The sequence below is a fragment of the Pseudomonas sp. Pse1 genome, assembly GCF_024519635.1.
In the GTDB taxonomy this organism is placed as follows: Bacteria; Pseudomonadota; Gammaproteobacteria; order Pseudomonadales; family Pseudomonadaceae; genus Aquipseudomonas.
Genome location: NZ_JALJRO010000041.1, coordinates 1 through 10857, shown reverse-complemented (window position 1 = coordinate 10857; position 10857 = coordinate 1). Strand labels below are relative to the sequence as shown.

General features: G+C 59.5%; 6 protein-coding genes, 1 rRNA gene and 1 pseudogene. 3 read left to right on the top strand and 5 right to left on the bottom strand.

The window, feature by feature from the left end; translation table 11 throughout:
- The coding region (locus NR126_RS28135; RefSeq protein WP_306219056.1) for an immunoglobulin-like domain-containing protein at nt 1-4337 on the top strand (4337 nt) is incomplete at its 5' end.
- A 135-nt stretch (nt 4338-4472) separates the two neighbouring features.
- Nucleotides 4473-4811: a hypothetical protein gene (locus NR126_RS28130; RefSeq protein WP_027619450.1), complete on the top strand. Its 339-nt coding sequence runs from the start codon at nt 4473-4475 to the stop codon at nt 4809-4811.
- A 45-nt stretch (nt 4812-4856) separates the two neighbouring features.
- On the opposite strand, the gene lapD is transcribed toward NR126_RS28130, so the two are convergent.
- Nucleotides 4857-6803 (bottom strand): cyclic di-GMP receptor LapD, encoded by a 1947-nt coding sequence (lapD, locus tag NR126_RS28125; protein WP_105756062.1) that lies wholly within the window; start codon nt 6801-6803, stop codon nt 4857-4859.
- A gap of 14 nt (nt 6804-6817) precedes the next feature.
- Nucleotides 6818-7507: a cysteine protease LapG gene (lapG, locus tag NR126_RS28120; protein ID WP_027619452.1), complete on the bottom strand. Its 690-nt coding sequence runs from the start codon at nt 7505-7507 to the stop codon at nt 6818-6820.
- Between the two features lie 257 nt (nt 7508-7764).
- Here lapG and NR126_RS28115 point away from each other — a divergent pair, with 257 nt between their 5' ends.
- Entirely contained in the window at nt 7765-8478 is a 714-nt protein-coding gene (locus NR126_RS28115) for a GntR family transcriptional regulator (protein WP_105756064.1), read from the top strand.
- Here the strand turns inward: NR126_RS28115 and NR126_RS29125 are convergent.
- The 3 genes and pseudogenes from NR126_RS29125 to rrf form a co-directional block, all read right to left on the bottom strand.
- Nucleotides 8468-9253 (bottom strand): methyl-accepting chemotaxis protein, encoded by a 786-nt coding sequence (locus NR126_RS29125; protein WP_371321437.1) that lies wholly within the window; start codon nt 9251-9253, stop codon nt 8468-8470. The genes NR126_RS28115 and NR126_RS29125 overlap by 11 nt on opposite strands.
- Nucleotides 9254-9322: 69 nt before the next feature.
- A pseudogene (locus NR126_RS29120) lies at nt 9323-10348 on the bottom strand (cache domain-containing protein); the annotation flags it as partial.
- Between the two features lie 280 nt (nt 10349-10628).
- Nucleotides 10629-10744 (bottom strand): 5S ribosomal RNA (rrf, locus tag NR126_RS28105).
- Nucleotides 10745-10857 lie beyond the last annotated feature (113 nt).

The following is a 10857-nucleotide window of genomic DNA, read 5'->3' as shown; positions in this document are numbered from 1 at the left end:
TGAGCCTGACCGTCACCGACGCGAGCGTGCCAGGCAAGGTCTTCGAAGACCTGCAGCTGAGCAAAGAACCAGGTGTAGTGCAGATCAATGACACCACCGACACCGTCACTGTCAGCATCGCTGGCAACGGTCCTGTCTTCGAAAACGCCAACCCGACCTTCACCGTCAGCATCAACCAGGCGTTGAAGGATGATCTGGTCGTCAGGCTGAGCGGCGACGCCAGCGTCACCATCAAGGCCGGCCAGACCAGCGCGATCTACACCGCGCCGATCCAGGGTGATGACGTCTATCAGGACGGCGGCCCGTTGAGCGTGTCCATCACCGGCGCCAGCGTTCCAGGCAAGGTCTTCGAAGACCTGCAACTGAGCAAAGTGCCAGGCGTGGTGCAGATCAACGACACCACCGACACCGTGACAGTCAGCATCGCCGGCAACGGCCCTGTGTTCGAAAACGCCAACCCGACCTTCACCGTCAGCATCAACCAAGTGTTGAAGGATGATCTGGTCGTCAGGCTGAGCGGCGACGCCAGCGTCACCATCAAGGCCGGCCAGACTTCGGCGATCTACACCGCCCCGATCCAGGGCGAAGATGTCTACCTGGACGGCGGTCCGCTGAGTGTGTCCATCACCGGCGCCAGCGTTCCGGGCAAGGTCTTCGAAGACCTGCAACTGAGCAAAGTGCCGGGTGTGGTGCAGATCAACGACACCACCAGCGATGTCGTAGCCAACCTGAGCGTGGACAAAACCTCCGTCGCCGAAGGTGGGCAGGTCACCTATACCGTGACCCTGACCAACACCAATGGCCTGGAACTGAAGAACCACGGAGGCCTGACCTTCAAGCTCAGCGACGGTAACTTCATTAACGTGCCAGCAGGTTCTGCCAGCGGTAGCTACACCGCAACGACCAAGGACAATGTTTACACCAACCAGCCGGTGAGCGTGGTCAATAAAATCGAAGAGGTGACTGGCACTCACAACTACGAAAACCTGGTGTTGAACAAAACGCCAATCACCGTCACCGTCAGCGACGAACCGGCGGGCGAAGCCGACCAGACCGTCCTGAGCATCAGCGGTGACAAGTCGGTCGTTGAGGGCCAAAACGCGCACTACACGCTGAACCTGACGAACAAGTCGCAAACTGAGGTGACGGTTAACCTCAAGTACAGCGGCACCGCGGCCAATGGCAGCGATTACCAAGGTGTGCTCCAGGTCAAGATTCCGGCCGGCGCCAGCAGCGTCAACTTCGACATCAGGACCATCGCTGACCATGTGGTCGAAGGCACCGAAAACTTCAAGGTCACCATTGATTCGTTCAGTGGCGGCGGCTTTGAAAAGCTGGTGGTGGGCGAAGATAGCGTCAAAACCGACATCCTCGATATCGACCACGCGCCGATGGCCACTGGCGGTGCGGTCACCGGCGTCGAAGACACGACCCTGACCCTGAACTGGGGCAATTTCAATGTCAGCGACGTCGATGGCGATACCCCGCTGGGTGTCACCATTACAGGACTGCCGGCCAATGGCAGCCTGTTGTTCAACGGTGTCGCAGTCACCGCAGGCCAGACCATCAGCCAGGCTGATATTCAGGCCGGCAAGCTGACGTTCAAGCCTGCCCTCAACGAATCGGGTGTCGACGGTTACGGCGGCAACGGTGTGGGCAACCAGAAGGCGGACTATGCGCAGATCAAGTTCAAGCCAACAGACAGCTTCAACCTGGGCAGCGAAGCGACCCTGAAAGTCGACATCACCCCGCAAGCCGATGCGCCGACCCTGAGCATCGCCGGTACCAACGTCAACTCGACAGGCCTGATCAAGGAGACCTGGACCGGCCTCACCGCCCTCAACACCGGGTACAACGGTGCGGGCAGCGGTGCGCCGACCAATACCCTGAAATCGGTGATCGACGCGGCGGGTACCGCCAACAGCAAAACCACCGTGAGCGATGTGCAGGAAAGCAGCGTGACAGCGGGTATCGCCTCGAAAACCTCGGGCCTGATCTACCTCGAGGCCGGCAAGGTCTACACCTTCACCGGCAGCGCCGACGACAGCCTGCTGATCACCATTGGCGGGCAAAACGTGGCCAGCGCCCTGTGGGGTGCCGGCGGCTCGATCAGCGGTTCGTACACGCCGACCACCAGCGGCTACTACACCCTGGACATCTACCACCACAACCAGAGCGGCCCGGGCAGCTATGACGTCAACCTCAAAGTCGACAACGGTCCGACGCTGGACCTGAACAATGCCGGCGTGCCGATCTACACCGGGGTCAACGACCTGATCAACGCCGGCGTGACAGTCTCCGACCTGCATGGCAGCAATGGCGAGGGATATTACGACGGCTATAAGCTCAACACCGGGCCGGAAGGCGGCAGCATCAAACTGTCGGCGATCACCACCGAACTGACCGACCGTGACGGCTCGGAAAGTCTGAGCGTGAAGATCGGCGGGATTCCGGCGGGCTCCGTGCTCAGCGATGGCGCGGGTCACACCTTCACCGCTACCGCGGGCAATGGCGAGGCGAATGTCACTGGCTGGAGTCTCGGCTCGCTGACCATCACCCCGCCGCCGTACCTCAGCACCTCGTTCAACCTGACGGTGACGTCGACTTCGACCGAATCGCTGGGCGGCTCGGCGCCGACCTCGGCGACGCTGCCGGTGACCATCTTCCCGGCGACGTACAACCCAATGGTGGGTACGACCAAAGACGACAATATTACGGGCACCGACAGCAACGACATCATCGTTGCCGACGTCGCTGGCCTGAACGTGGTTCAGGGCAAGAACTACAATATTGCATTCATGGTCGACACCTCCGGCAGTATGGATAGCTCGATCTCGGCAGCGAAAAACTCGCTGATCCAGATGTTCAGCGCGCTCAAAGCCAGCCTTGGGGCGAACACCTCGGGGACGGTCAACATCTTCCTGGCGACCTTCGATGACACGGTGAACACCACTGTCACCGTCAACCTGAATGACTCCGGCGCTCTGGATCAACTGCAGGCGGTCGTCAGATCGATGGCGTCCGGTGGCGCCACCAACTACGAGGACGTGTTCAAAACCACGGCCAACTTCTTCCAGAGCACGGTTGCCAAGGGCAATACCGGCGCCACCAACCTCACCTACTTCATCACTGACGGTAAGCCGACCTATTACCAGGGTAACGAGTCGACCAACCCGATCGTGGTGGATTACAAGAACTCCAAAGCCGTTGACGGCAGACTGGATGACTACCTCAACGTCAATAACTACAAGTTGGGCGATACCGCTTACATCACCCTGGGCGGCATTAGCCGTCAGTTGATTACCAGCAGCGGCAGGGTCAACAAGTGGGTCGAGGACTCGAACGGTAATTGGGAAAAAGACGGCACCATCGGCACCATTCGCGCGCAGGGTGACGGCACCTATGAAATTTCCTCCACCTATGGCGGAGGCAGCTACACCGACGACAGTACAGCCTCTAACGCCAGCAGCAGCTTCCTGTTGCTCAGCAAACTGTCATCGGTCGAAGCGATCGGCCTGAACGGCGCGATCAAGCCAGGCGACCTGATTCCGTTCGACACCGACAACAAGCCACAAACCAACATCGACCCGAGCAACCTGGCCAACGCCATCCTCGGTCACACCGAGGCGACCTTGCCGGGTGCCGACACGGTCAATGCCGGCGATGGCAACGACATCATCTTCGGTGACCTGGTGAGCTTCAACGGCATTGCCGGCGAGGGTTACCAGGCGATGCAGGCGTTCGTTGCCCAGGAAACCAAGGTCGATATCAGCAAAGTCACCGCCAGCACCGTGCACCAGTACATCACCGAACACTACAACACGTTCGATGTGTCCGGCTCGCACGACGGCATCGACAACCTGCTGGGCGGTGCCGGTAACGACATCATCTTCGGCCAGGGCGGCAACGACTACATCGACGGTGGCAAGGGCAATGACATCCTGCTCGGCGGCACCGGCACCGACACCCTGATCGGCGGCACAGGCAATGACATCCTGATCGGCGGTTCGGGTGCCGATACCTTTGTCTGGCGTCAAGGTGATACCGGCAACGACGTGATCAAGGACTTCAAAGCCAGCGAGGGCGATCGCATTGACCTGCGTGATCTGCTGCAGGGCGAGTCGGCGAGCACCATCGACAACTTCCTGAAGATCACCACGGTTGAAGGGGTGTCGACGTTGCAGGTCAGTTCCGAAGGTAAGCTCAATGCCGCTGGCGGCATTGCCAACGCCGACGTGACGATCAAACTGGAAGGCAACAACTGGTCGGGTCAGAGTGTCAATTCACTGGTGGTCGGTCTCGATCCAACCATCAAGATTGACCATAACAACAGTTGATCAGGCCCGTGGAGACCGCTCGCAAGGGCGGTCTCCAGTTGTTTGAGTGACGATTGCCGCGAAGCACCGCATACTCGCCTGCGTTGGCCTATGCTGCCAACGGCGCGACGCTGGTTCATTCATGAGGGATTCTCGATGTTCTACGTGCAACGTGATGCACAGGGCTCGCTGGTGCGCGTGGAGGCGGCGCCTTACGCCGAGGCGACGGAAACACTGCCCGCCAACCACCACGATATCCAGACCTGGTTCAGCAACGAAGTAGTGGAAACCAGTCTCAAGCAACTCAAGCAGAGTGACCTGGAGATGATCCGGGTACTCGACGACCTGATTCAGGTGCTGACCAGCAAAGGGGTGATTCGCGTCACCGACCTGCCGCCGGCGGCACAGGCCAAGTTGATGGACCGCACCCAGGCGCGTGAAGCTCTGGGCGGCTTGAGCCATCTGATCAATGAAGACGAAAAAGGTCTGATCTGACGCCTGGTGCGCCCTCGCTCTATGAGGGGGCGCCCTGCGTCACGTTCACTGCCAGGGTTTCGGCTCGCCGAATAGTTGCCCCTGCACGCCAAACAGCCCCATCTCGCGAATCACCTGCAGCTCACCTGCGGTCTCGACGCGCTCGGCAATCAGCGGCAAGTCGATGCTGTGGGCGGCGCGCTGGATGGCTTCGATGAACAGGCGCTTGTCACTTTCCTGATCAATGGCGCGGATGTAACTGCCATCGATTTTCAGGTACGCCAAACCGAGCCGCGAAAGGTTGCCGATCATGCTGAAACGCCCGCCAAAGCGCTGCAGACTGAGGGAGAAGCCCAGCTCCCGCAGACGCTGGGTCAACTGTTCGAGCACCGCTTGATCGGGTAATTGCTCCTCGCCGATTTCCAGGGTCAGGCGCGATCCCAGGTCCGAATGCTGACGCAGCATCTCGAACACCTTGTTCAGCGCCTGCGGATCCGCCAGGGTCGCCGCCGACAGGTTCAACGCCAGCGACTCGCTATGCCCGGCCATTTGCTGCAACACCCCTGCGAGCATCAGGCGATCGAGGCGCGCGGTCCAGCCAAAGCGCTCCAGCCATGGCAGGAAACGTCCTGCTGGAATGGTCTGGCCCTGCTCATCGAGCAGTCGCGACAACACTTTGTAATGCAGTACCAACTGCGGATCCTGGCTGGCGACCACAGGCTGGAAGTACAGCTGGAAGCGCTGATGATTGAGCGCCTGGTCAAGCAGCCTGTGCCAGGTATGGTGGTCATCCGCGACCGTCGCCGCCGCTTGGTGATCCAGGCAGGCCCAGTTCGACTCACCCTCGCCTTCCGCTTGTGACAGGGCCTGGTCGGCAAGGGTCAAGACCGCTTGCGGGGTATCGCCATGGGCGAACGGCGCGAGGCCGATTGCCGCCACCGATGCCACATCCGTTGCGCCGGTGGCGTGCAGGCTGGCCAAGGCACTGTCCAGACCCTGCGCCAGTTGCAGGGCTTCTTCGCGGACGAGGCCCGGCGCCAACACGGCGAACTCGCCACCGCGGATGCGCGTAATCAGGTTCTGGGTTTCCGGGTATTTGGCACAGGTGCGCGTCAGTTGTTCACCGACCGCCTGCAGCAACTGGTCAGTGCGCTGCCCGCCCAAGCGCTGATTGAGCCCAGCCAGGTCCTTGACCCGCAGCAGCAGCAAATAGCCTGAACTGGCCTGCTCGGCATTGCTTACGCGGGCATTGAGCTGCATCTCGAAATAACGCCGGTTGGCCAGCCCCGTGAGGTTGTCCTGGTAGGATTCGGCACGCAGTTTTTCGCTGCGCTCGGCCTGTTCCTGAAACAACGCCTTGAGCTTTTCCACCATCTGATTCATCGCCTGCACCACCCGTCGCAGCTCGGGGGTGCGCGGCAGCTCGGGCAGGCTGAGGAACTCGCGCCGGGCAATGGCGTGCGACTGCTTGACCATGTAGTCCAGCGGCTTGAGCTGGCGGCGCAACAACAACGCCCCCAACACCGCACTGACCGCCCCACACAGCAGCAACCAGCCCAGGCTACCCAAGGCGCTCTGCCAAAGCTTGGCCACGGCGAACATCGGATGGCTGACCACCTCGACCCTGGCCGCCTGCTCCCAGCCACGACTGACCAAGGCATCGCCACCCGCCGGCTCCAGGCCTATCAGGCGCACGAACCACTGTGGCACCGTGCTGACGTCAGGCGCCCCGCTGCGCTCGACGATGGCCGTGTCGGTCTTGAGGTCCACCACTCGGATGCTCGCGTAATAACCGCTGTCGAAGATCGAGCTGACCAACAGCTCAACCATCGCCGGGTCGTCGATGTTCGGCGTCAGTGACAACGCCAGGGCCGTGGCCGCATCCTGGGCGTGCGAACGAAGTTGATTGACGTACTGGGTCCGCGAGCTTTCCAGGCTGACCATGAAGCTGCCGGTAAAGGCCACCACCAGAAACAGGCAGATAGCGATCAACAACTGTTTGAACAAAGACATCCGCGTGCATGCTCCTAGTGAGTCGTCTCGGCCGGAAATCCTTCGGCCTGCATTTTCTTCAACACATCCTGCCAACGGGACAGGCGCTTGGTGTCGCCAACCTTTTGGTTACCCTTGCCTGACAGCCATAGCCCTTCGGCATTGAAGGAGTAGACCGGCAGCAGGTCGGTACGCTGACTGGCGGGCAAAATCGTGTCGACCAGGCTGTCGAGTACCAACGGCATGGCGTCGGGACTGGCGTAATAAGTCAGGACCATGTGCGCACGGTTCTGGCGCAGGGCCTTGACGTAGGTAATACGCAACTTGTCACTGGATACCCCTAGGTGACGCAGGCTGAAGTACTTGGCAATGGCATAGTCCTCGCAGTCGCCGGCGCCCTTCCACAACCCTTCAATCGGTGTTTCCCAGTAATCCACCTGACGCCACAGGTCGATATCCTCCACATAACGCATCTGCTTGTTGAAGAACAGGTTCACGACCTTGAGCTGCTCCAGCTCCGGTGTTTGCTTTTGGGTGGCCAGTAGATGCTGCCAGGCGTCGATCCGCTGCTTGCCGTCCCCCAATGGACCATATAACGCTTCAGCGCGCCGACTGATCAGCGAGAAGTCCCAGTCGGCCTGCAAGGCACCCAGCATGACGATGCCAATCAGCAGTGCCGAGCACAGCCAACGCAAGGTCCGAGGGAAAGCAAAACGTGCCAGCAATGCAGTGATTCCGAAGGGCGACGGACAATCGATGGATGGTGCAGCCTGGACTGGCAAAAGACAATGGCACACTGCAATCAGCCCCCCCGCGAGCTAAACTTATCAGGCGTTCACAGAGTAAACGCGAGGTGTTTATTCACAGTAGGAGTGAGCCGCATAAATCGTCCGGGAAAGGCGCTGTCGCAGCCGTTTGACAAGCCATTATCCAGCCACTAGTGTGCATTGGATCCAATTTATTGCCGTCGGAGACCGCTGTCGTGGCGCAAAAGCCCAACCCTCTCAGTAGCATTACGGTCAGCGGCCCCATCCCCGCGCATTTGGCGCGCGCGGTAATTGAAGAAACATTGCGCTCGGCCATTCTCGATGGTCGCCTGCCCTGCGGCATGGCCCTGCGCCAACAAGACCTGGCAGACCTGTTTGGCGTCAGTCGCATGCCGGTGCGCGAAGCCTTGCGCCAACTGGAAGCGCAATCATTGCTGCATGTGGTTGCCCACAAAGGCGCGGTAGTGGCACCGCTGGTCGAAGGGGATGCCGCCGAGACCTATGCACTGCGCATCCTGCTGGAGTGCGAGGCGTTGCGACTGTCGATCCCATTGCTCGATGAAGAGGATTTCGCTGAAGCCGCCAGGCACATCGACTGCCTGGACAAGGAGACGGACTATGCCGAAATCGGTCGCCTCAATCGTCTATTTCATATGGCCCTGTATCGCAAAGCGCCCAATCGCAGGCTGTTGAGCCTGATCGAAACAGGACTGTGGGAGGAAGAACGCTTCCTGCGTTTCAACCTTGGCGCCATGGGCCTGGGCAAACTCACTCAGGACGATCACCGCGAGCTGCTGCGCATCGCACAAGCCCGTGACATCGACTTGTGCGTCGCGAAGCTGACACATCACCTGAACCGTGCTGTTGAGGTCATCACACGCTACCTCAACAGCCTTGAGCCGGCAGGACAGAAATCCGTCAAATCTTGAAGCTGTCCACCAACTGCTTCAGGCGCCCGGCCTGCAGAGACAGTGCGTCGCAATCCTTGAGGGTTTCGTTGAGATTGGCCACCCCTTGCTGGTTCAGCAGGTTGATCTGATTGATGTCGACGTTGAGGGTTTCGACCACGGCGGTCTGCTCTTCGGTCGCGGCGGCAACCGACTGGTTCATGCCGTCGATCTCAGTGATGCGCTGAGTGACGCTGACCAGCCGCTCACCTGCCTGATTCGCCACTTCGACGCTTTGCTCGCTGGAAGCCTGGCTGGCATTCATGGTCGACACCGCTTCGCGCGAACCCACCTGCAGCGAGGTAATCATCTTGTGGATTTCCTCCGCCGACTCCTGGGTGCGATGGGCGAGGTTACGTACCTCGTCTGCCACCACGGCAAAACCACGCCCGGCCTCCCCGGCTCGTGCCGCCTCAATCGCTGCGTTGAGGGCCAGCAGGTTGGTCTGCTGGGAGATGCCCTTGATCACGTCGAGGATATGCCCGATGTTGTCGGTGCTGGCGTTGAGGGTCTCGATCTGCGTGCAAGACAGGCTGATCTTCTGCGACAACTCGGTCATCGCCCGTATGGTCTGCTCCACCACCTGCCGCCCATCATCTGCCTGGTCGCTGGCACCGCTGGCGTGTTGCGAGGCATCGGCGGCGTTACGGGCGATTTCCTGGGTGGCAGCGCCCAGCTCATTGATAGCCGCGGCGACACTGTTGGTCCGCGCGCTTTGCTCATCAGAGCCGACCAGCGAGGCGTTAGACGATGCCATCACCCGTTGTGACAGATCATGCACCTGCCGCGTGGCGGATGAGACTTCACTGATCGAGGCGTGAATACGCTCTACGAACTGGTTGAAAGCACCGCCTAACTCACCGAACTCGTCTTTGCTTTGCACCGCAAGGCGCCGGGTCAGATCGCCCTCACCCTGAGCAATATCCTGCATGGCGCGGCCCATGGTGGTCAGCGGCCGCATAAGTACCTGAATCAACAGGCTGAGCAGCACGGCAATCGCGCTCACGGCGACAAACATGGCAATCAATGCTGAGGTACGGAATTGTCCTAACGCAGCGTAGGCCTTGTCCCGATCGATCGACAGGCCGATGTACCACTTCGCATTGGGCAAGCCGTTGACCGGGGTAAAGGACAGAATCCGCTCTTGCTGATTGAGTCGCACGTCCTGAGTGCCCTGGCCGATCTGCACATTGGCACCCGGGTAAATGTCCTTAAGATTTTTCATCACTTGGGCTTTATCCGGGCTGACGATCACCTGGCCGTCTGCACTGACCAAAAATGCATGGCCGATGCCGCCAAAATCTACCGCATTGATGATGTTGACCAGGGTCTCCAGACTCAAATCACCACCCACCACGCCGAGCAATTCGCCGTGTTTTTTCACTGGCATGGCGATGGTCACTACCAACCCGCCTACAGCCGCCATGTAAGGTGGGGTGAGCATGGTGCGATCGGCAGCGACGGCCTGCTTGTACCAGGGACGCTGGCGAGGATCGTAGCCATCAGGCATTTTTGCGTCGGGGCGCTGGGTGAATGCACCGTTGACCTGACCCACGTAAGTGAACTGAAAGTTCGAGGTGAAGGCGGATTGGTCGACCAGCCCTGGCAGATCAGCACTGGCGCCCTGGTGAGCGACGTTCTGCGCCAGGCTTTCGAGTACCAGAATGCGCCCGCTGAGCCAGTTCTGCACGCTACTGGCGGTCAGTGCGCCCGCCTGCTGGACCGAGGAATCCAGGTTCTGCTGGATGGTCTTGCGCTGCAGGTAATCGTTGTACAAGGTGAACAAGGCAAATGCCAAGACCACTACGCCTGAAGCGGCCAGGAGGATTTTATGGCTGAACTTGAGATTCATGTCAGGGGACTTCTCATGCAAAGAGTAGGGATGCGTTCCGAATGAGCTCATAGGCCGCTCTGGGGCTGCTCTACTTTGGTGCGCGCATGTCTCCCACAGTCTTTCGGCACCAACCCGGGAAAACTTAGGCTTTTGTGTTGGGATCTATGCAATCTTTGAAAACCCCTTGGATCGCTGCGCTAGAGCGCTCGACAGGGTTCTTCTTGGAGGGTGGGGAAATTTTCGGCCTTGAAACGACAAAACCCCTGTCTGCAATGCAGATAGGGGTTTCGGAATTTAATCTTGACGATGACCTACTCTCACATGGGGAAACCCCACACTACCATCGGCGATGCATCGTTTCACTGCTGAGTTCGGGATGGGATCAGGTGGTTCCAATGCTCTATGGTCGTCAAGAAATTCTGTGACTGATCCGTTGTGAAACAACGTGCCAGTAAAATTGGTGACTTCTACTAAAACAAAACCCCTACCTGCATTCGCAGATAGGGGTTTCGGAATTTAATCTTGAC

Coding starts and splice junctions, on each gene's coding strand:
- lapD (WP_105756062.1), bottom strand. CDS start 6,803: ATGTCTTTGTTCAAACAGTTGTTGATCGCTATCTGCCTGTTTCTGGTG.
- NR126_RS28130 (WP_027619450.1), top strand. CDS start 4,473: ATGTTCTACGTGCAACGTGATGCACAGGGCTCGCTGGTGCGCGTGGAG.
- NR126_RS29125 (WP_371321437.1), bottom strand. CDS start 9,253: ATGGCATCGTCTAACGCCTCGCTGGTCGGCTCTGATGAGCAAAGCGCG.